The sequence below is a fragment of the Ruegeria sp. B11 genome, assembly GCF_056539785.1.
Map to the genome: position 1 here is coordinate 165,295 of NZ_JBQFVO010000004.1, position 21,095 is coordinate 186,389.

The 21,095-nt window shown below is 58.8% G+C and carries 21 protein-coding genes; 10 read left to right on the plus strand and 11 right to left on the minus strand.

Features of this window, described 5'->3' with window-relative positions; translation table 11 throughout:
- Positions 1–14 precede the first annotated feature (14 nt).
- Positions 15–2,501: a TIGR02302 family protein gene (locus ACR0I1_RS15270; RefSeq protein WP_480707226.1), complete on the plus strand. Its 2,487-nt coding sequence runs from the start codon at positions 15–17 to the stop codon at positions 2,499–2,501.
- Here ACR0I1_RS15270 and ACR0I1_RS15275 read toward each other — a convergent pair.
- Positions 2,498–3,265 carry a zinc-ribbon domain-containing protein gene (locus tag ACR0I1_RS15275; protein ID WP_170597269.1) on the minus strand — a complete coding sequence of 256 codons (768 nt, stop codon included), beginning with the start codon at positions 3,263–3,265 and terminating at the stop codon, positions 2,498–2,500. The genes ACR0I1_RS15270 and ACR0I1_RS15275 overlap by 4 nt on opposite strands.
- A 182-nt stretch (positions 3,266–3,447) precedes the next feature.
- Here ACR0I1_RS15275 and ACR0I1_RS15280 point away from each other — a divergent pair, with 182 nt between their 5' ends.
- The 4 genes from ACR0I1_RS15280 to ACR0I1_RS15295 are packed head-to-tail and all read left to right on the plus strand — an operon-like array spanning position 3,448 to position 6,353.
- The gene (locus ACR0I1_RS15280) at positions 3,448–4,125 is read left to right on the plus strand and encodes a cell division ATP-binding protein FtsE (RefSeq protein WP_170423929.1); all 678 of its coding nucleotides are present in this window, start codon (positions 3,448–3,450) and stop codon (positions 4,123–4,125) included.
- A complete protein-coding gene (locus ACR0I1_RS15285) occupies positions 4,122–5,021 on the plus strand; it encodes an FtsX-like permease family protein (protein ID WP_170408348.1) in 900 nt (299 codons plus the stop codon). Before ACR0I1_RS15280 ends, ACR0I1_RS15285 begins: the two co-directional genes overlap by 4 nt.
- On the plus strand, positions 5,021–5,761 hold the full coding sequence (locus ACR0I1_RS15290) for a lysophospholipid acyltransferase family protein (RefSeq protein WP_480571499.1): 741 nt from the start codon (positions 5,021–5,023) through the stop codon (positions 5,759–5,761). The genes ACR0I1_RS15285 and ACR0I1_RS15290 overlap by 1 nt, the downstream gene beginning before the upstream one ends.
- Positions 5,748–6,353, plus strand: a complete 606-nt coding sequence (locus ACR0I1_RS15295; protein ID WP_170395774.1) for a pyridoxamine 5'-phosphate oxidase family protein — start codon at positions 5,748–5,750, stop codon at positions 6,351–6,353. The genes ACR0I1_RS15290 and ACR0I1_RS15295 overlap by 14 nt, the downstream gene beginning before the upstream one ends.
- Positions 6,354–6,370: 17 nt before the next feature.
- Here ACR0I1_RS15295 and ACR0I1_RS15300 read toward each other — a convergent pair whose 3' ends face one another.
- The 9 genes from ACR0I1_RS15300 to mdh all read right to left on the minus strand — a co-directional run bounded on the left by ACR0I1_RS15300 (position 6,371) and on the right by mdh (position 17,020).
- On the minus strand, positions 6,371–6,679 hold the full coding sequence (locus tag ACR0I1_RS15300) for an EthD family reductase (protein ID WP_480707109.1): 309 nt from the start codon (positions 6,677–6,679) through the stop codon (positions 6,371–6,373).
- Positions 6,680–6,800: 121 nt separating this feature from the next.
- Positions 6,801–8,189, minus strand: coding sequence for a dihydrolipoyl dehydrogenase (gene lpdA, locus ACR0I1_RS15305; RefSeq protein WP_170465907.1), 1,389 nt, complete (start codon positions 8,187–8,189; stop codon positions 6,801–6,803).
- Between the two features lie 71 nt (positions 8,190–8,260).
- Entirely contained in the window at positions 8,261–8,530 is a 270-nt protein-coding gene (locus ACR0I1_RS15310; RefSeq protein ID WP_170395780.1) for a hypothetical protein, read from the minus strand.
- Position 8,531: 1 nt separating this feature from the next.
- On the minus strand, positions 8,532–10,058 hold the full coding sequence (gene odhB, locus ACR0I1_RS15315) for a 2-oxoglutarate dehydrogenase complex dihydrolipoyllysine-residue succinyltransferase (protein ID WP_480707111.1): 1,527 nt from the start codon (positions 10,056–10,058) through the stop codon (positions 8,532–8,534).
- Positions 10,059–10,061: 3 nt separating this feature from the next.
- The gene (locus ACR0I1_RS15320; protein ID WP_170408342.1) at positions 10,062–13,019 is read right to left on the minus strand and encodes a 2-oxoglutarate dehydrogenase E1 component; all 2,958 of its coding nucleotides are present in this window, start codon (positions 13,017–13,019) and stop codon (positions 10,062–10,064) included.
- Entirely contained in the window at positions 13,016–13,555 is a 540-nt protein-coding gene (locus ACR0I1_RS15325; protein WP_170408341.1) for a DUF805 domain-containing protein, read from the minus strand. The genes ACR0I1_RS15320 and ACR0I1_RS15325 overlap by 4 nt, the downstream gene beginning before the upstream one ends.
- Positions 13,556–13,589: 34 nt before the next feature.
- Entirely contained in the window at positions 13,590–14,471 is an 882-nt protein-coding gene (sucD, locus tag ACR0I1_RS15330) for a succinate--CoA ligase subunit alpha (protein ID WP_152456828.1), read from the minus strand.
- An 83-nt stretch (positions 14,472–14,554) separates the two neighbouring features.
- Complete coding sequence (gene sucC, locus ACR0I1_RS15335; protein WP_170395786.1) at positions 14,555–15,748, minus strand: ADP-forming succinate--CoA ligase subunit beta; 1,194 nt, start codon at positions 15,746–15,748, stop codon at positions 14,555–14,557.
- 309 nt (positions 15,749–16,057) lie between these two features.
- Positions 16,058–17,020 carry a malate dehydrogenase gene (mdh, locus tag ACR0I1_RS15340; protein WP_170353522.1) on the minus strand — a complete coding sequence of 321 codons (963 nt, stop codon included), beginning with the start codon at positions 17,018–17,020 and terminating at the stop codon, positions 16,058–16,060.
- Between the two features lie 161 nt (positions 17,021–17,181).
- Between mdh and ACR0I1_RS15345 the strand changes: the two genes are divergently transcribed.
- On the plus strand, positions 17,182–17,937 hold the full coding sequence (locus tag ACR0I1_RS15345; RefSeq protein WP_480707112.1) for a sulfite exporter TauE/SafE family protein: 756 nt from the start codon (positions 17,182–17,184) through the stop codon (positions 17,935–17,937).
- Here the strand turns inward: ACR0I1_RS15345 and ACR0I1_RS15350 are convergent.
- The gene (locus ACR0I1_RS15350; protein ID WP_480707114.1) at positions 17,934–18,233 is read right to left on the minus strand and encodes a hypothetical protein; all 300 of its coding nucleotides are present in this window, start codon (positions 18,231–18,233) and stop codon (positions 17,934–17,936) included. The two genes, ACR0I1_RS15345 and ACR0I1_RS15350, sit on opposite strands and share 4 nt — an antisense overlap.
- A 175-nt stretch (positions 18,234–18,408) precedes the next feature.
- Between ACR0I1_RS15350 and ACR0I1_RS15355 the strand changes: the two genes are divergently transcribed.
- The 4 genes from ACR0I1_RS15355 to ACR0I1_RS15370 are packed head-to-tail and all read left to right on the plus strand — an operon-like array spanning position 18,409 to position 21,074.
- Positions 18,409–19,266, plus strand: a complete 858-nt coding sequence (locus ACR0I1_RS15355; protein ID WP_170395792.1) for an HpcH/HpaI aldolase/citrate lyase family protein — start codon at positions 18,409–18,411, stop codon at positions 19,264–19,266.
- Between the two features lie 6 nt (positions 19,267–19,272).
- A complete protein-coding gene (locus ACR0I1_RS15360) occupies positions 19,273–19,827 on the plus strand; it encodes an NnrU family protein (protein WP_480707116.1) in 555 nt (184 codons plus the stop codon).
- 12 nt (positions 19,828–19,839) lie between these two features.
- On the plus strand, positions 19,840–20,046 hold the full coding sequence (locus ACR0I1_RS15365) for a DUF1737 domain-containing protein (RefSeq protein WP_480707118.1): 207 nt from the start codon (positions 19,840–19,842) through the stop codon (positions 20,044–20,046).
- Positions 20,046–21,074: a MaoC family dehydratase gene (locus ACR0I1_RS15370; RefSeq protein ID WP_480707120.1), complete on the plus strand. Its 1,029-nt coding sequence runs from the start codon at positions 20,046–20,048 to the stop codon at positions 21,072–21,074. The genes ACR0I1_RS15365 and ACR0I1_RS15370 overlap by 1 nt, the downstream gene beginning before the upstream one ends.
- Positions 21,075–21,095 lie beyond the last annotated feature (21 nt).

Genomic DNA, 21,095 nt, shown 5'->3' on the forward strand with positions numbered 1-21,095 from the left:
TGACGCACGGGGGTATGCTGGCTGAGCAGGTGATGCGCGCCTTCTGGCCGTTCTTTTCTATTCTTATGGCGCTGCTGGCCGCCCTGATGCTGGGTCTGCACGATCTTGTGCGCATTGAAGCCGTTTGGATTTCTGCAGCGATCGGATTGATTGCTTTAATTGCGACAGCGGTTTTGGGAATCAGACGGTTCCACCTGCCAACCCGGGCCGAGGCGCTGGTTCGGCTGGATGAAACCCTGCCCGGACGCCCGATACAAGCACTGATGGACGATCAGGCAATCGGTGCGATGGATGCGGATTCGGTGGCACTGTGGCATGCGCACCAGACGCGCATGGCAGATCGTGCATCAAAGGCCGATCCGGTGAAACCCGACTTGCGGCTGGCGTCTCGCGATCCCTATGCGCTTCGCTATGCTGCCTTATTGGCACTCGTCGTTGCGGCTCTGTTCGGCTCGTTCTGGCGGATAGGCTCGGTCGCTGACATGACGCCGGGGACCGCTCAGGCGGGGCAGGGCCCGACTTGGGAGGGTTGGATTGAACCGCCGCGCTACACCGGGCTGCCAACGCTCTACCTTGCCGATCAGACCGATCCGACGTTGACGGTGCCTAAAGGCAGCCGCATCACACTTCGGTTCTACGGCGAGATCGGCGCGCACAGCCTGACAGAATCTTCGACACCTCTGGGCACCGAAGCCGCGACGGACCCGGAACAGGAATTTGTTGCGGAACGCTCGGGCCAAATGCGGATTGATGGCCCGGCAGGGCGCGATTGGGCGCTTGAGATCCTTCCGGACACTGCGCCCAGGATCGCGACGGCAGGAGTGGCGCAATCAGAGGCTGGCGGACAGATGAAGCTGCCCTTCGCTGCTGCGGATGACTATGGAATCGTCTCCGGCACAGCCCGGATCGAATTGGACCTGCTAGCGGTCAACCGTCAATTCGGTCTTGCGACCGAGCCAGAACCGCGCGAGATCATTACGGTCGAGTTGCCAATGCCGATTACAGGCGATCGGACCGATTTCACCGAAGACTTGATCGAGGATTTCTCGCAGCACCCTTGGGCACATTTGCCGGTGAAAATAACCCTCATGGCCATCGATGCGGCGGATCAAGAGACGGTGGCAGAACCTTATCTGACAGAACTGCCGGCCCGTAGGTTCTTTGACCCATTGGCTGCTGCGGTGATCGAACAGCGGCGCGATCTGCTCTGGTCGCGCGAAAATGCGCTGCGTGTATCGCAATTGCTGCGCGCGGTTTCGCACCTACCCGAGGACCTGTTCCGCTCAGATACAGCGTATCTGCGTCTGCGTGTGATCCTGCGGCGGCTGGAGACCTTCGACAAATACGGCGCACTGAACGTCAAACAGCAGGAAGAAATTGCGCAAGCGCTGTGGGATCTGGCGGTTCTGATCGAGGATGGCACGCTGGCCGACGCACTGGAACGGATGCGCCGTGCGCAGGAGCGTCTGACCGAAGCGATGCAGAACGGTGCCAGCGACGAAGAGATTGCCGAACTGATGCAGGAGCTGCGCGAAGCGACACAGGATTACATGCGGCAACTCCAGCGTCTGGCGCAGGAAAACGGTGAGACGCAGCAAGGACAGCAGGGCCAGAACGGCGAAACCCTGCAGATGACGCAGGATGACCTGCAGCGAATGATGGACCGCATTCAGGAGCTCATGGAACAAGGCCGCATGGCCGAGGCGCAGCAGGCATTAGAAGAGTTCCAGCAAATGATGGAAAACATGCGCGTCACACAAGGGCAGGGCCAAGGTGGCCAGTCCGAAGGACAGCAGGCCATGGAAGGGCTGGCAGAAACCCTGCGCGAACAACAGGGCCTCAGCGATCAGGCATTCCGCGACCTGCAGGAACAGTTCAACCCCGGTGCGCAAGCGGGCGAAAGTCAGGGCAATGAGGGTCGCAACGGTGGTCTGGGACGCGGCCAGAGCCATGAAGGCCAGGGCGGCCAGGGCCAGGGTCAGGATGAGGCTGGTGAAGGCCAGCAAGGTCAGGGGTCACTGGCGGATCGGCAGCAGGCGCTGAGGGATGAGTTGAGACGGCAACAACAAGGTCTGCCCGGCGGTGGTACACCTGAAGGCGACGCTGCGCGCGAAGCATTGGGCCGTGCGGGCCGGGCCATGGACGACGCCGAAGACGCCTTGCGCAGCGATGATCTGGCCGAGGCGATTGACCGTCAATCCGAGGCGATGGAAGCCTTGCGCGAAGGCATGCGTTCACTGGGCGAAGCCCTGGCGCAGAACCAGCAGAACCAGCCGGGTCAAGGGACCGAGGCCGGCGACATGCAGGCCAATAACCGCGATCCATTGGGTCGTACGCCAGGTTCCGCGGGATCAATCTCGACCGACGACAACTTGCTGCAAGGCGAAGATGTATATCGTCGTGCGCGCGAGTTGCTGGATGAAATCCGCCGTAGGACCGGTGAACAGGATCGGCCTCAGATCGAGTTGGAATACCTCAAGCGATTGCTCGAAAGGTTCTAGTTCTGCCCTGCGCCCCCGGTCTGTGTCTCAAGCCAAAGGCGCGCTTGATCGACCAGTGAGACATATGATTTCAGCATCGGATCAGCCTGAGGAACCGCCTCGCTGATCTGATTGGCATTGCCATATATCAGAAACAGAATGACGCCGATGATAATGATCAAGGCAAAGCCACGCAGAAACCCACCGGATTTGCGGGCCGGAGCAACGGCTTCAGCTTCGTCCGATGTCAAGTCGCTGCGCAGACCCGAGTTGATCGCCTCAACATCCGGCAGCTCATCTTTCTGACCTGCGTCAGCGGCGGTTTCAGTGGCCGAGGGCCGTTTCGGTTTGACCTTGGGCTCTTCAGGCGGATCCAATGCCAGATCAGGTTGGCTTTCCAGATTGCTGCCTTCACGCTCGCGCAGCTCTGCCTCGCGTGCAGCCTCTTCCTTGAGGATGCTGGATACCGCCGGGTCTACGTTTCCAACACTCAATTCCTCGGGCGCATCGGGTTCTGGTGTGTCTTCTGCCTTAACCTTTTCTGGCTCGGCCTTGGCCGTATCGGGTTCTGGCGCATCCTCTGACTTAACATCTTCCGGTTCGGCAAAGGCTGCCTGGATTGCAGTCGCAGATTTCGCTTCCGGCTCTGCTTTGCTGGCGACTGGATACTTTTCCTGAAACCAGGTCTCTTCGCAAGCCGAGCATTGAACTTCGCGCCCGTCCTCGGGGATCACTTCGTCCGGGACTTCGTACTGGGCGCTGCAATTCGGACACGTTAAACGCATTCTGCCTCCTGGCCTTCAAGGCTGGCCTGATAATAGTTTTTTTAGGGATGATATTCCGTTAAGACCCAACAGCAAAGCGTGTTTTCGGTTTCGCGGGCCAAGTGTCGCCAATTGGCCCCGCCCAAGGCATTGAATCCACCGCTGCGCTCGGGCAAGAGGTGAGCAGAATAAAGGGGGCAGGCGTGATCGAGCTGGAGAATATCAGCTATACCTACGGCGGTGGTGAGTTGCTAAGCGATGTTTCGCTGCAATTACAGCCCGGATCGTTCCACTTTCTGACCGGGCCTTCGGGTGCGGGCAAGACCACATTGCTGAAACTCTGTTATGGCGCGTTGTTGCCAACCTCGGGCAGGTTGATGGCCTTTGGCGAGGATATCGCCCGCATGGACCGTGATCAGATGGCGCTGCTGCGCCGCCGAATTGGCGTGGTGCATCAGGATTGCCGATTTTTGGATCACATGACGCTGGCCGAGAATGTCGCGTTGCCGCTGATGGTCTCGGGGCGCTCTGAAAATGGGCAGCAGGACGATCTGACCGAACTGCTGGGCTGGGTCGGGCTTGGCAGCAGGCTTGAGGCGCACCCGCCTGAACTATCGGGGGGCGAACGCCAGCGTGCCGCATTGGCCCGCGCAGTCATCCTATCGCCCGATGTGGTGCTTGCGGATGAACCCACCGGCAATGTGGACTGGGAGATGTCGCAACGACTTCTGCGCCTGTTGGTCGAATTGAACAGGATGGGAAAAACCGTGCTGATCGCCACCCATGACCTAAGCCTGATCCGCGCCGCCAAAAGCCAAGTTCAGGCTCGCGTTCTGCGTATCGCGCAGCGCCGGGTGCAGCTTGCGGGGGCGGATCTATGAGCAAGGGCACGATCCGCAATTTGCTGCGCCGTGACAGCCGCGCCGACCGGGTGGTGCCACCCACGGGCTTTACCGCGCAATTGACCCTGTTCGTGTCTGGTGCAATGGCCTTTCTGGCGGTTTTTGCGCTGGCTCTTTCGTTAGCCTCGGGCCGTGTGGCGGATCGTTGGGCTTCAGAGTTGGCGGGGGCAGCGACCTTGCGGATCAATGCCCCTGCAGATCAACGTGCGGCGCAAACCGAGGCTGCTTTGAATGTCCTCCAGCAAACGCCGGGTGTGGCTTCGGCTCGCGCGTTGACGAGCGAAGAGCAGGCCACACTGCTGTCACCCTGGTTCGGACCGGACTTGCCTCTGGACACTTTACCAATCCCGCAGCTGATAGAGATTATCGAAGGTGAGCCGGGTCTTGATGCGGCTGGCCTGCGGCTGCGGCTAGGGGCGGAGGTGCCGGGCGCAGTGCTGGATGATCACACTCGCTGGCGCGAGCCATTGGTTGATGCGGCCAATTCGCTGCGGCGTCTGGGCTGGATTTCGATCCTGCTGATCGGTGGCGCCACTGCCGCTATGATCACGCTTGCCGCCAACGCCTCGCTTGCCGCCAACGCGCAGATAATCGAGGTTCTGCGTCAGGTCGGCGCGCGGGACCGGTTCATCGCCGGAGCGTTCGTGCGCCGCTTTACGTTCCGGGCGCTGTTTGGGGCAGCGGTTGGCACCTTGCTGGGTATGACGGGTGTATTGTTGCTCCCTGAAGCCTCGGATGCGGGTGGTTTTCTCACTGGCCTTGGGTTTCAGGGTATCGGTTGGATCCTGCCCGTGCTGATCCCGGTATTGGGCGCGGCCGTTGCGTTTCTGGCCACATGGTCAGCCGCGCAGCGCAAGTTGAAGGAGCTTTCGTGATGTTCATGGCTATTCAATGGGTCCGGTCGCTGATCTTTATGATCACCATCTATGCCTGGATGCTGGTGCTGGGGCTTGTCTTTGCCCCCTATGCGCTGTTCGCCAAGCGTGGCGCATTGCGAGCATGCAAAACCTATGCGCGCACAACCAAGTGGTTGGCCCGCTGGATGGTTGGTATTCGCTGCGAAGTGCGCGGGGAAGTCCCACATGGCGAGGTTGTGATCGGCGCCAAGCACCAGTCGTTTCTGGACATCATCATAATCTTCGACGCCATCCCACACGGCAAATTCATCATGAAGCGAGAGCTTCTGTGGACGCCGGTCATCGGAATGTATGCGCGCCGTCTGGGATGTATCCCGGTCAATCGCGGCAAACGCGGGGCGGCGGTTGCGAAGATGGTCAAGGATGTCGCCCGCGAGTTCAGCGAACCCGGTCAGTTGGTGATCTACCCGCAAGGTACGCGCGTCGCGCCTGGGGTGCACAAGCCCTACAAGGTTGGAACGGCGGTTCTGTATGAAGGGCTCGGGTTCCCGTGCGTACCCGTTGCCACAAATGCGGGCGTCTTCTGGCCCAGAACCGGTGTCATGCGCAAGCCCGGCACGGCGATTGTCGATTTCCTTAATCCAATCGAACCCGGCGTTGCGCGGAATGCCTTTCTGGAACGGCTGGAAAACGTGATTGAGACACGGTCCAACGAACTGATGCGAGAAGTGGGGTTTGACCCGGATGGAATTCGTTAAGGATATCACTGCCCTTGAGGCTCTGTATGGCACGCCCGGAGCAGCCTCGATCCGCAAAGTGGCGCGGCGGCTAACACCGCTCTACCGCAAATGGATTATGGCCTCACGCTTGTGTATCCTCAGCACCGTCGGCTCCGAAGGTGTCGATGGCAGCCCGCGTGGAGATGAAGGGCCAGTTGTGTTGGAACTGGACCAAGGCACCCTGGCACTGCCGGATTGGCGGGGAAACAACCGCTTGGATTCCCTGCGAAATATCGTACTCGATCCACGCGTCTCATTGTTGTTCATGGTGCCCGGTTCGAACAATGTGGTTCGGGTAAATGGGAACGCTCAACTGACTGCTGATGAAGCCCTGCGCGCCCGGTTCGAAAAACACGGAAAACGCCCCGCAACCGTAATCGTAATCGAGATATCCGAGATTTACACACAATGCGCGCGCGCCCTGATCCGGGCCAGAACCTGGAGTGGCCACGATGAAAGCGAGGGCCTGCCGACGGCTGGCGAGATATTGTCGGAAATGACGTCAGGAGAGGAAGGCGGCGCGCAATATGATCAGGAATGGGGTGCCCGCGCCGCTAGAACCATGTGGTAGGCAAGGATGGCTCTGATTCAGCCGATCACCTCACCGATCAGCATCTGCGGTTTGACATTGGTGAAGTTTGGCAGATCGGCCAGGACAGGGCCTGCCTTTGACATAGCGTCGTTCATGGCGTCCTGATCTTCAAACATGATCGTTGCGATCGCGTAATGACCTGCTGGCGCTTCAGGGCCTCCCGCAATGCCTTTGGTTACGACCGTACGTTCGATATGTGACCCCATGTGCTCGCCGACAAGCGGAAGATGTGTGTCGACATAATAGCCGAAATCGAAATGTGTTTCTGTACCTATGGGATAGATCACCTGTAAACTGACGCTCATCTGACTTCCTTTCCAAAAGCAATGGAGTCAGTAAACCGCGTCTGATCACCTGCCGCAAATGGTTTTGAGCGACACGGGGTGCCGCTCAAGGAGACTAGGTAGAGGACCTGCTCAGGTTTGGTCAGCTATGAATTGGCCCGTCACCACAGGCGAGCGCCGCCTCGCGCACTGCTTCGGAATAGGTCGGGTGAGCGTGACAGGTCAGGGCCAGATCTTCGGCTGATGCGCCGAATTCCATGGCGACGCAAACCTCGTGGATCAGGTCTCCGGCCGCGGGGCCGATGATATGCGCGCCCAGAATGCGATCGGTTTCTTTGTCTGCCAGAATCTTGACGAACCCGTCGGCTGCGAAATTCGCCTTGGCCCGGCCATTGCCCATGAACATGAACTTGCCGACCTTGTAGGCGCGGCCCTGTTCTTTGAGTGTCGCTTCGGTCTCACCCACATTGGCCACCTCGGGCCAAGTGTAGATGACCCCAGGAATAACACCATAGTTCACATGACCATGCTTGCCTGCAACCTGCTCGGCTGCGGCCATGCCCTCGTCTTCAGCCTTGTGGGCCAGCATCGGGCCTTCGGTCACGTCGCCGATGGCGTAGATGCCCGGCACGTTGGTCTGCCAATCACTGCCGACCTTGATCTGGCCGCGCGGGGTCATCTCGACGCCCAAAGCGTCCAGCCCCAGCCCATCCGAATATGGCTTGCGCCCGGTGGCCACCAGCACAGTATCGGCATCGATGACATGCTCGCTGTCATCCTTGAGCAGCTTGTACGTTACCTTGGCTTTGGTCTTGGTGGCTTCGGTCTTTTGCACCGCAGCGCCCATGACGAACTTCAAACCCTGTTTCTTCAGGATACGCTGGAAAGTCTTCTGAACCTCGGGGTCCATACCCGGCGTGATTTCCTTGAGGAATTCGATCACCGTCACCTCTGCGCCCAAACGGCTGTAGACCGAGCCCAATTCAAGCCCGATCACACCGGCACCGATCACAATCATTTTCTTGGGAACTTTGCCCAGAGACAACGCGCCAGTCGAAGTCACCACGACCTTTTCGTCAACCTCGACGCCAGGCAGTGCCGATGGCTCAGAGCCCGACGCGATAATGATGTTCTTGGTCTCATGGACCTCATCACCAACCTTGACCTTGCCCGCAGCAGGGATTGAGCCCCAACCTTTCAGCCAATCGATCTTGTTCTTCTTGAACAGAAACTCGATGCCCTTGGTGTTGCCATCGATCACCTCGTCCTTGTAGGCCTGCATCTGCTTCCAATCGACCGAAGGTGACTTCCCCTTCAGACCCATCTTTGCAAAGTTGTGTTCGGCTTCGTGCAACTGATGGCTGGCATGCAACAATGCTTTCGAGGGGATGCAGCCCACGTTCAGGCAAGTCCCACCCAGCGTCTCGCGCCCCTCGACAACTGCGGTTTTAAGGCCCAGTTGGGCGCAACGGATGGCGCAGACATAGCCGCCTGGTCCGGCGCCGATTACGATGACGTCATAATTTGCCATTACATTCTCCTAAATCGACCGGCTGATCCGGCAGCGTCCCGATCCGGTATGGCGGGTCGGGTACCTATATTTCAAACGGGTTCCAGCAGCTTGATTGATATATGCGCAATGCCGCCGCGTTCATGGTGCATCGCCAGTTCTTCGGACCCAAAAAAGGCTTTGGCCTTATCCAGATTCATAACCTCGAACATCGCTATCGCATGATCCCGCTGATCTGGATCGCGCCAGACATGCAGGTCGCGGATACCCGCGGCCTTGCGCATCGGTTGATCCTCGCGGAACACCTTCAGCCAGGCATCGAAATCGGCCACATCGGCTTGCCACAGTACATGAGTCGCCATCTTACAGATCCATCAGCAGGCGACGCGGGTCTTCCAGCGCCTCTTTTACGCGGACAAGGAATGTCACAGCACCCTTGCCGTCCACAATACGGTGATCATAGGACAGCGCCAGATACATCATCGGGCGGATTTTGATCTCACCATTGATGACCATGGGACGATCCTGGATCTTGTGCATGCCCAGAATGCCCGATTGCGGCGGGTTCAGGATCGGTGAAGACATCAGCGAGCCGTAGACGCCTCCGTTCGAGATGGTGAAAGTGCCGCCCTGCATTTCCGCCATTGAGAGTTTACCGTCACGGGCGCGCTTGCCCTTTTCGGCGATGGCTTTCTCGATCGCTGCGAAAGACATGGAGTCCGCATCCCGGATGACTGGAACCACCAGCCCTTGCGGCGTACCTGCGGCCACACCCATATGCACGAAGTTCTTGTAGACGATGTCATTGCCGTCGATCTCGGCATTCACTTCGGGCACTTCTTTCAGCGCATGACAGCAGGCCTTGGTGAAAAAGGACATAAACCCCAGACGTACGCCATGCTTCTTCTCGAACTGGTCCTTGTACTGGTTGCGCAAGGCCATCACCTCAGTCATGTCCACCTCGTTATAGGTGGTCAGGATCGCGGCGGTGTTCTGCGCGTCCTTCAGGCGCTTGGCGATGGTCTGGCGCAGACGGGTCATGCGCACGCGCTCTTCGCGGCTCGCATCCTCGGCAGCCACAGGCGCGCGCGGAGCTTGGGCAGCGGGGGCGGGCACAGCCGCCGCAGGCGCTGGGGCCGTAGCTGCTGCAACTGCCTTTGCCACGTCTTCTTTCATGATACGACCATCGCGTCCGGTGCCAGTGACTTGATCCGCAGACAGACCAGCTTCGGCCATCGCTTTCTCAGCCGATGGAGCGTTGGACACGTCTTTACCTGTGCTGGCTGCAGTCGGAGCGGCGACGGCTGCCACCGGAGCCGCTGCCGCACCTGCGGCTGCGCCCGAGATCACCGCCAATTTGGCAGAAGCATCGACCGTGCTGCCTTCAGGCGCAACGATTTCAGCCAGAACGCCTGCCGCCGGGGCAGGGACCTCGACCGAGACCTTGTCGGTTTCCAATTCGCACAGCATTTCATCCTGTGCAACGCTGTCGCCGACCTGTTTGAACCATGTCGAGACTGTAGCCTCGGTGACGGATTCACCCAATGTCGGCACCATCACATCTACACTGCCGCCTGATGCTGCGGGTGCCGCTGCCGCCGGGGCCGGGGCCGGGGCCGGGGCCGCCGCTGCCGGAGCAGGCGCAGCCGCTTCGCCCGCCGCTATCGTGGCAAGCAGGGCATCGACGCCCACGGTCTCACCTTCGGCTGCAACGATCTCACCCATCACGCCAGCAGCGGGTGAGGGCACCTCGACCGTGACCTTGTCGGTCTCAAGTTCACATAGCATCTCATCTACGGCGACTGCATCGCCGGGTTTTTTGAACCAAGTCGCAACGGTGGCTTCGGTGACAGACTCGCCCAGCGTGGGAACACGAACTTCAATCGTCATCGTTTACTTTCCTTCAATGCTCAGCGCTTCGTTCACCAGCGCTTCTTGTTGGGCTTTGTGTTGGCTGGCCAGACCCGTCGCGGGCGAGGCCGAAGTTGCGCGACCGGCATAGACCGGACGGGTGTGTTTTGCGCCAATGCGGGTCAGAACCCATTCGATATTGGGCTCAATAAAGGTCCAGGCCCCCTGGTTCTTGGGTTCTTCCTGACACCAGACCATCTCAGCCCCCTTGAAGCGCTCAAGCTCGTTGATTAGCGAATGCGCAGGGAAAGGATAATACTGTTCGATCCGCATCAGGTAGATGTCGTCGATGCCACGCGCGTCGCGTTCCTCAAGCAGATCAAAATAGACCTTGCCCGAGCACATGACGACCCGCTTGATCTTGTCATCTGCCACCAGTTTAGTGTCCGAGTTGCCCTGTTGAGCATCATCCCACAGCACCCTATGGAAGCTCGAGCCTGTGGTGAATTCCTCGGCCTTGCTGACCGCCAGCTTATGGCGCAGCAGCGACTTCGGCGTCACCAGGATAAGCGGCTTGCGGAAGGTCCGGTGCAATTGACGGCGCAGGATGTGGAAATAGTTCGCAGGCGTTGTGCAGTTCGCCACGATCCAGTTGTCCTGACCGCACATTTGCAGAAACCGCTCAAGCCGTGCAGATGAGTGCTCTGGGCCTTGCCCTTCGAACCCATGCGGCAGCAGCGTGACCAGACCAGACATCCGCAGCCACTTCGATTCACCCGAACTGATGAACTGATCGAACATTATCTGTGCCCCATTGGCGAAATCGCCAAACTGTGCCTCCCAGAGAACAAGCGCGTTGGGCTCGGCCAGTGAATAGCCATATTCGAACCCAAGCACCGCGTATTCGGACAGCATCGAGTCAATCACGTCATAATGTGATTGGCCCTTGCGGATATTGTTCAGCGGGTAATACCGTTCCTCGGTTTCCTGATGGACAAATCCGGAATGGCGTTGGCTGAATGTGCCACGCGTCGCGTCCTGTCCGGCCAAACGTACAGGGTAGCCTTCAGTCAGCAGAGAGCCAAACGCCAGAGCCTCGCCCGTTGCCCAGTCAAAGCCGGTTCCGTTTTCGAACATCTGTTTCTTGTGGTCCAGCAACCGGCCCACGGTTTTGTGCATCGCAAAACCTTCGGGGGCGCTGGTCAGAGCAGTGCCGATCTCGGCCAGCGTCTCTGGTGTAATTGCGGTTTCACCGCGCATGTATTCGTCTTTATGCTTGTCCAGATGCGACCAGCGCCCATCCAGCCAGTCGGCTTTGTTTGGCTTGTAGTCTTTCCCGGCATCGAACTCTTCATTCAGATGTGCCTGAAAGGCCGCCTTCATGTCTTCAATCTCGCCTTCGGGGATAAGCCCGTCCCTGACAAGGCGCTCGGTATACAACGACAACGTGGTCTTATGCGTCTTGATCTTCTTGTACATGATCGGGTTGGTGAACATGGGTTCGTCACCCTCGTTATGACCAAACCGGCGGTAGCAGAAGATATCCAGCACCACGTCCTTGTGGAACTTCTGGCGGAACTCGGTCGCCACCTTGGCGGCATGCACCACCGCCTCGGGGTCGTCGCCATTCACGTGGAAGATGGGAGCTTCAACCATCAGCGCGATATCCGTGGGATAAGGGCTGGAACGGCTGAAATGCGGCGCGGTGGTGAAACCGATCTGGTTGTTCACCACGATATGCATGGTGCCGCCGGTCTTGTGCCCTTTCAGACCCGACAGGCCGAAGCCTTCGGCGACAACACCCTGTCCGGCAAAGGCTGCGTCGCCGTGCAGCAGAATGCCCATCACTTTGGTGCGGTCTTCGTCGTTCAACTGGTCCTGCTTGGCACGTACCTTACCCAGAACCACTGGGTTCACCGCCTCAAGGTGGCTTGGGTTTGCGGTCAGCGACAGGTGCACGCTGTTGCCATCAAACTCGCGGTCGCTGGAGGCGCCGAGGTGATATTTCACGTCGCCTGATCCATCCACGTCCTCAGGCTTGAAGCTGCCGCCCTGAAACTCGTTGAAGATCGCGCGATAGGGCTTGCCCATCACGTTGGCCAGAATGTTCAACCGGCCCCGGTGGGGCATGCCGATCACGATATCGCTGAGGCCCAAGGCGCCGCCGCGCTTGATGATCTGTTCCATCGCAGGGATCAGCGCCTCGCCACCATCCAGACCAAACCGCTTGGTGCCCATGTATTTCACATGCAGGAATTTCTCGAACCCCTCGGCCTCGACCATCTTGTTCAGGATCGCCTTGCGGCCCTCCTTGGTAAAGGCGATTTCCTTGCCAAACCCCTCGATCCGTTCCTTCAGCCACGCGGCCTCTTCCGGGTTCGAGATATGCATGTACTGCAGGGCAAATGTGCCACAATACGTCCGCTTCACGATCTCGACGATTTGGCGCATGCTGGCCATCTGCAGGCCCAGCACGTTGTCGATGAAGATCGGTCGATCCATGTCAGCATCGGTGAACCCGTAAGTCTTCGGGTCCAGCTCGGGATGCGTACTGGCGGCCCGCATGCCCAGAGGGTCCAGATCAGCTGCCAGATGGCCCCGGATACGATAGGCCCTGATCAGCATCAGCGCCCGCAGGCTGTCCAGCACCGCGCGCTTGATCTGGTCATCGCTGACCTCAACACCCTTGGCTTCGGCCTTGCCCTTGATCTTCTTGCCTGCCGCCTTGGCGTCGATCTCGGCCCACTCGCCAGTCAACGCACCGGTCAGATCATCCGCAGGCATCGGAGGCCAATCGCTGCGTGCCCACGAAGGCCCCTCGGCCTCGCGCTGCACATCCGGCGCGTCATCGCCCATGGCCTTGAAGAACTCGACCCAGGCTGCGTCGACCGCACCGGGGTTCTTGGTGTACTGGGCATAAAGCTGCTCCAGATATTCGGCGTTATGCCCCTGCATGAAGCTTGAGGCATGAAAGGCGGTGTTGGGCGAGTGTTCGGTCATTGGGCTACCTCATATGGGTTGGGACCGTATTGGTTGGTGCCTGGTTCGCTGGGGCGGGTCAGCCACCACAGAACCAGGAGGGGCGACACAAACAGGACAAGAAGTGTCGGAATGACAATAAGAAGAGTTGCGCGGGTGAACAGGATATCCAACGTGCCGCCATGGAACTGGCTGGCAAGGCCGATGCCAAAGATCAGGACGGCAAGCGCACCAAGTATCAGCAGGATCGGCAGCAGAGCATAAAGCCCGCTGCGCCCGGTATCATGCATCCGCCGCCATGCAACGGCCAGATGCGGGAAGAAGACAATCAGGCTGACGATGCTTTGGACCGGGCCTGTTGAGGTGGCCGTGACGGATTTGGATGTTTCGGTTTCAGTCACTGCGACCTGAGTGAAGAACTGCCAGTCGATGATCCCGGCAATGATGCTCCAGATCACGATGAACAGGAAAAAAAACCAGTATTCGGGCCGCGAGGCACGGCCCGAAAAGGTGAAAAACTTGGAGAAACAGGTTTTAATGGCTTCGCCGAAAGTCATGTTTACCGCTCCTCCCAAAGCAGTCAAATTCTGGTCAACCGATGGCTTCCAGCACAGCCTCACCCAGCTGCGCCGGGCTTTCGGCCACGACAATACCAGCCGAGCGCATGGCTTCGATCTTGTCCTCGGCGCCGCCTTTGCCGCCGGCGACGATGGCGCCCGCGTGGCCCATGCGGCGGCCAGGAGGGGCCGTGCGGCCCGCGATGAACCCTGCCGTGGGCTTCTTGCGGCCTTTCTTGGCCTCATCCGCCAGGAACTGTGCAGCTTCTTCTTCGGCAGAGCCACCGATCTCACCGATCATGATGATCGACTCGGTTTCGTCATCCGCCAGGAACCATTCCAGCACGTCGATATGCTCGGTGCCTTTGATTGGGTCGCCGCCGATGCCAACGCAGGTGGACTGGCCCAGACCCACATCTGTGGTCTGCTTGACGGCTTCGTAGGTCAGGGTGCCCGAACGCGACACTACACCGACCGAGCCGCGCTTGTGGATGTGGCCGGGCATGATGCCGATCTTGCAGGCATCCGGCGTGATGACACCGGGGCAGTTCGGGCCGATCAGGCGCGATTTTGAACCTTCCAGCGCGCGCTTCACCTTCATCATGTCCAGAACCGGAATGCCTTCGGTGATACAGACGATCACCTCCATCTCGGCATCAATCGCTTCGAGGATCGAGTCAGCCGCAAAGGGTGGCGGAACATAGATCACCGAGGCGTTGGCTTCGGTCACATGCTTGGCCTCGTGGACTGAGTTGAACACTGGTAGACCCAAGTGCTCCATCCCACCTTTGCCCGGGGTCACGCCGCCGACCATCTTGGTGCCATAGGCGATGGCCTGTTCAGAGTGGAATGTGCCCTGCGAGCCGGTAAAGCCCTGACAGATCACTTTGGTATTTTCGTCGATGAGGACTGCCATCTGGCGTTCTCCTTTATACGGCAGGCTTCTGCCCGCCAAAATCTTGGGAAAGGCGGGCTGAAGCCCACCCTACGGGATGACACTCAGCCTTTAACCGCCTTCACGATCTTCTCGGCACCGTCTTTCAGGTTGTCCGCCGCGATCACGTCTAGGCCAGAGGTGTTGATGATCTCTTTGCCTTTCTCGACATTCGTGCCTTCCAGACGCACGACCAGCGGGACCTGCAGCCCGACCTCTTTCACTGCGGCGACAACGCCCTCGGCGATGACGTCACAGCGCATGATGCCGCCAAAGATGTTAACCAGAATGCCTTTGACGTTGGGGTCCGAGGTGATGATCTTGAACGCCTCGGTCACTTTCTCTTTGGTCGCGCCACCGCCCACATCCAGGAAGTTGGCAGGCTCGGCACCGTAAAGCTTGATGATGTCCATCGTCGCCATCGCCAGACCGGCACCGTTGACCATGCAGCCGATCTCACCGTCCAGCGCGATGTAGTTCAGGTCGTATTTGGACGCTTCCAGTTCCTTGGGGTCTTCCTCGGTCGTGTCGCGCAACTCGGCAATATCCGGGTGGCGGTATACCGCGTTACCATCAAAGCCGACTTTTGCGTCCAGTACTTTCAGGTCGCCCTTGTCCGAGACGATCAGCGGGTTGATCTCCAGCATCTCCATGTCCTTCTCGACGAAGGCATTGTAGAGCTGGTTCATCAGCTTGACGCATTGTTTGACCTGCGCGCCTTCCAGTCCCAACGAGAACGCGATGCGGCGGCCGTGATAGGGCTGATAACCAGTGGCGGGATCAACCGAGAAGGACAGGATTTTCTCAGGCGTCGCAGCGGCCACCTCTTCGATGTCCATGCCGCCTTCGGTCGAGCATACGAATGAGATACGGCTGGTCTGGCGGTCCACCAGCAGGGCCAGGTAAAGTTCACGTTCGATGCCCGAACCGGCTTCGATGTAGATGCGGTTCACCTGCTTGCCTGCAGGGCCGGTCTGATGGGTGACCAGCGTGCGGCCCAGCATCTTTTTGGCTTCTTCGGCGGCTTCTTCCACCGATTTGGTCAGACGGACACCGCCTTTTTCACCGGCGTCGGCCTCTTTAAAGGAACCCTTGCCGCGACCACCCGCGTGGATTTGCGCCTTGACGACCCAAAGCGGCCCGTCCAATTCACCGGCTGCGGTTTTGGCTTCCTCGGCGCGCAGAACTGCGCGACCATCGGAGACCGGAGCGCCATAGCTGCGAAGAAGCGCTTTGGCTTGATATTCGTGAATGTTCATCCAAATTGTCCCGTCTGACTACGATTACACCGTTATAGGGGTGTCTAAGCGCCAAAATTAAAGAGTTTTTTGACCGGTCACGGGAAATTGTCGAAGATTTTCAGTATTTGTGATCACAGTTTTTTGGGGTGTGATCACAAAAATTGCGGGGCGTGGAAATTGATTCGATGATCCGGGATCATGCCCACAAAACACATTCATAGATGAGTTTTGCGACGTTTGCGCGAACATCTTTTAGCCAGCTTGGCACCGTGTAAAAGAAAACCGGCCCTTGAAGAGGGCCGGTTCATTGGTTCTAGGGTTCGTGACTTAGGCCAGCGAGCTGTCGATGCCCTTGCATGCTTCGATCAGGCCCTTAACGGCATTGACCGAATTGTCGAAACCGGCCTGTTCTTCTTCGTTCAGCTTGATGTCGACGACGCGCTCGATGCCACCTGCACCGATTACGGTAGGCACGCCGACATACATGCCGTCGACACCCAGTTCGCCGTTGCAATAGGCAGCACAGGGCAGAACGCGTTTCTGGTCTTTCAGGTAGGCTTCGGCCATTTCGATCGCCGAAGTCGCCGGTGCATAGAAAGCCGAGCCGGTCTTCAGCAGGCCAACGATTTCTGCGCCGCCGTCACGGGTGCGCTGAACGATGGCGTCCAGTTTTTCCTGCGTGGTCCAGCCCATCTCTACCAGATCGGGCAACGGGATACCGGCAACGGTCGAGTAGCGCACCGAAGGCACCATTGTGTCGCCATGGCCTCCCAGAACAAAGGCGGTGACGTCGCGCATGGACACATTGAACTCTTCCGACAAGAAGTGTGCGAAACGGCCCGAGTCCAGAACGCCCGCCATGCCGCAGACTTTGTTATGCGGCAGGCCCGAGAATTCACGCAGCGCCCAAACCATCGCGTCCAGCGGGTTGGTGATGCAGATGACGAACGCATCCGGAGCGTTTGCGGCGATGCCTTCACCGACCGATTTCATGACCTTCAGGTTGATGCCCAGCAAGTCGTCGCGGCTCATGCCCGGCTTGCGCGGGACGCCAGCGGTGACGATGCAGACGTCGGCACCGGCGATATCCTCATAGGACTGGGTGCCCTTCAGTTTGGCGTCGAAGCCTTCCGAGGGGCCGGATTCGGCGATGTCCAGCGCCTTTCCTTCCGGGGTGCCTTCGGCGATGTCGAACAGCACGACGTCACCAAGTTCTTTCATTGCAGCGAGGTGGGCGAGCGTGCCGCCGATCTGACCTGCGCCGATCAGCGCGATCTTGGGTCTGGCCATTTGGAATATCTCCGGTCGGTTTTGAAATCGCGGTTGTGCTAGTCGCAAAAGCGGCGTCACGCAAGCCTTCTGCGGCGCGGCATGCCACCGCATACCGTTTGCACACACCCCGCCGATTGCGCTAAACCGCCTGTGAATCATGCATATTTCCGGGGTGCCTGATGTTCGACATGAACCTGATGTTTTTTGCAGTGGCGATCCCGGCGGTGATCTTCGCGGGCATCTCGAAAGGTGGGTTCGGCTCGGGAGTGGCGTTTGCATCTTCGTCGATTCTGGCTCTGATACTGACGCCAGGACAGGCGCTAGCGCTAATGCTGCCGATCCTGATGGTGATCGATCTGGCGACGTTAAAGCCGTATTGGAAACGCTGGAGCTGGCCGGATTCGCGCCTTCTGATGCTGGGCGCAGTACCCGGTATCGCGCTGGGCGCGTGGCTTTATCGTGCGACGGATGACGATCTGCTACGTCTGTTGATTGGCGGAATATCGGTCGGTTTCGTGATCTGGCACGTTGCCCAGACCAGAGGCTGGGTGCGGGGCTTTGCCAACCGGTTGCCTCCATCGGCGGGCCTGTTTGCCGGGCTGATCGCTGGATTCACCAGCTTTGTCAGCCATGCGGGTGGCCCACCCGCCGCCGTGTACCTGCTGTCACAACGCCTGACGAAAACCGAATTTCAAGCCTCGACCGTGCTGGTCTTCTGGGTGATCAACGCCGTCAAATTCGTGCCCTTCGCCTATCTGGGCCTCTTCACCTGGCACACAGCCTTGGCAGACCTCTTGCTGACCCCGTTTGCGATCCTCGGGGCCTGGCTGGGCGTCCGGGCGCATTTCATGCTCTCCGAACGATTGTTTTTCAACATTGCCTACGTCTTGCTGACCCTGACGGGAAGCAAACTGATCTGGGATGCGCTGGTTTAGGTGTTGGGCGGCAGCGTTTCGGCCAGTGGTTCATAAGACTGGCCCGAGGCGATCAGGCAGGTCACGCCCTCAGGCAAGGTCACAACAATGGTCCAGCTGCCGGTTTGGTCCGAGGCATACACCTCCATCACCGCTCCCTGACGCACAATACCGATGCCTCGTCGGGTTTCGCCATAGGACTTTGCCAATCGCTTGATCACGTCCTCGCGTGGCGTACAATTCTGTGCGCTGACTTGTTGCGCTGCCAGTACCATGATGCCCAAGCCAATCGTCATTTTCAGCATAATCGTTTTCATTGGTCACCCCTTTCAAGCTCTTCCTCAAAGCAGCGTGCCGTAGGCAAAAGGACATCGCGTTAAGGCAACGCACGTTGCGCAGCGCAGGAAATGCTGCGCTGCGGCGATTTTGTTCTTGAACTTTCCGTCAAAAAATGCCCCATTCCGCGCAACATTATTTCAATGGGAGAGTCCAGTGGACCCGCGCCAACGCCCCTATCGCTCGGTACTATACATCCCCGGCTCGCGTGAACGCGCGCTTGATAAGGCCCGCACATTGCCGGTGGACGCCATCATCTTTGACCTTGAAGACGCGGTTGCGGCTGATGAGAAAGAGAACGCGCGCGAGACCCTCAAGGCGGCTTTGGCCGCCGGAGGCTATGGTGCTCGGGTCAAGATTGTGCGGATCAACGGCCTTGATACCGAATGGGGGCGCGCGGATGCCGAAGCCGTGCGCGAGATGGATGCAGATGCCGTTCTGTTGCCAAAGGTGAGTTCTGCTGCGGATGTGGATGCGCTGACCTCAATCACCGGAGACCTGCCGATCTGGGCGATGATGGAGACGCCGCGCGGGATGCTGAACGCAGCCGAAATTGCCGCACATCCGCTGATGGCAGGCTTTGTCATGGGGACCAACGATCTTGCGAAAGAGCTGCAGACGCGCTTCCGCCCCGACCGTTTGCCGATGATGACCTCGCTTGGCCTGTGCCTGCTGGCGGCCAAGGCCGAGGGGCTGATCATCGTCGATGGCGTCTACAATGCCTTCAAGGACACCGACGGTCTGGCCGCCGAGTGTGCCCAGGGCCGCGACATGGGCTTTGATGGCAAAACCCTGATCCACCCGGCCCAGGTCGACATCGCAAACTCCGCCTTTGCCCCTTCCGAGGATGAGATTGATCTGGCTCGCCGTCAGATTGCCGCTTTCGAGGAAACCGAGTCGCAGGGGCAGGGGGTCGCAGTTGTCGATGGCAAGATTGTTGAAAACCTACACGTTGTAACTGCCCGCGAAACTCTGGCAAAAGCAGAGGCGATAGTAGCTTTGCAAGCGGGGTAAGCCAGTATGGGCTTTGTTCTTCTGATCCTTGGTGTGGCACTTTGGTGGGCCGCACATCTTTTTAAGCGCGCGATGCCGGAACGACGTGCCGCCATGGGCGACGCGGGCAAGGGCGCCGTGGCGCTCGCCTTGGTGGCCTCGGTATTGTTGATGATCTTCGGTTATCGCATGACCGATTTCATATATGTCTGGGCGCCGCCAACCTTTCTGATTCACGTCAACAACCTGCTGGTGTTGATCGCGTTCTATCTGGCCAGCCCTGCGGGAACCAAAGGTCGCCTGTTGAACAAGGTCCGTCACCCCATGCTGGGTGGCTTTAAACTCTGGGCCTTTGCGCACCTGTTGGTGAACGGTGATCTGGCCTCGATCATCCTGTTTGGTGGCTTACTGGCCTGGGCGATTGTCGAAGTGATCGTGATCAACAAATCCGAACCAGACTGGGCGCCGGGCGAACCCGGCACATACGGCAAAGATGCCATGTTCTTTGTGGGCTCCATCGTGCTGCTGGGCGTTGTGGGCTATATTCACGGGCTGGTTGGTCCGTCTCCGTTTGGTGGATAAGGGGCCTAATCAATGGCGAAACTTTATCGTTTGTTGACCGAGGAAGACACATCAGCCTTCTGCCACAAGGTCTCGGACGCGTTGGCAAAGGGATGGGAGCTTTATGGCGACCCGTCCTATGCCTTTGACGCCGCAAATAACGTGATGCGTTGCGCGCAGGCTGTGACCAAAGAGGTTGCCGCTGATTACGCCCCCGACATGAAACTGGGACAGCAATAATGGCAAAAACCAATCCGGGTAACTTTTTCGAGGATTATTCAGTCGGGCAGATCCTGCATCACGCCGTGCCGCGCACGGTGACAGATGGCGAGCGCGCGCTTTATCACGCGCTCTATCCCGCGCGACACGCACTCTATTCCTCGGATGAGTTCGCCCGGAATTGTGGCCTGCCGCAAAGTCCGATTGACGATCTGGCGGCCTTCCATGTGGTGTTCGGTAAAACGGTTCCCGATATCTCGCTGAATGCAGTCGCCAATCTGGGTTATGCCGAAGGGCGCTGGCTGCAACCGATCTACCCCGGTGATACGCTGCGCGCTGAATCTGAGGTGATCGGCCTCAAGCAGAACTCGAACGGCAAAACAGGTGTCGTCTGGGTCCGCACTCGCGGGCTGAACCAGCGCGACGAAGTGGTGATCGAGTATGTTCGCTGGGTCATGGTGCGCAAATCAAACCTCGATGCGCCTGCACCAGAGACGGTGGTGCCCAATCTGAAAAAGGCGCTTGATGTCAGCGATCTGGCGGTACCGCAGGGGCTCGATTTCTCGAAATATAATTTTGTACAATCCGGCGAAAACCACCGCTGGGATGCGTACAACACGGAAGAAACGATCGATCACGTCGATGGCGTGACCGTCGAAGAGGCCGAGCACATGCTGGCCACCCGCCTGTGGCAGAACACCGCCAAAGTGCATTTCGACCTCACCTTCCGTCCAGAGGGACGGTTGATCTATGGCGGCCACGTTATCTCAATGGCGCGTGCCTTGTCGTTTAATGGCCTGGCGAATGCGCAGATGATCGTTGGCCTGAACGGCGGTGCCCATGCCAACCCTTGTTTCTCGGGCGATACGATCAAAGCCTGGTCCGAGGTTTTGGACAAGGCCGAGACCGGAACTCCCGGAATCGGTGCCATCCGCTTGCGCCTTGTTGCGACCAAAAACGGCGAGCCCTTCGTTCTGCGCAATGACGAGGGGAGATATCTTCCTAACGTTCTGCTAGATTTGGATTATTGGGCTCTTATGCCGATGTAGCCAATGCCTTCTGGCGGCTGA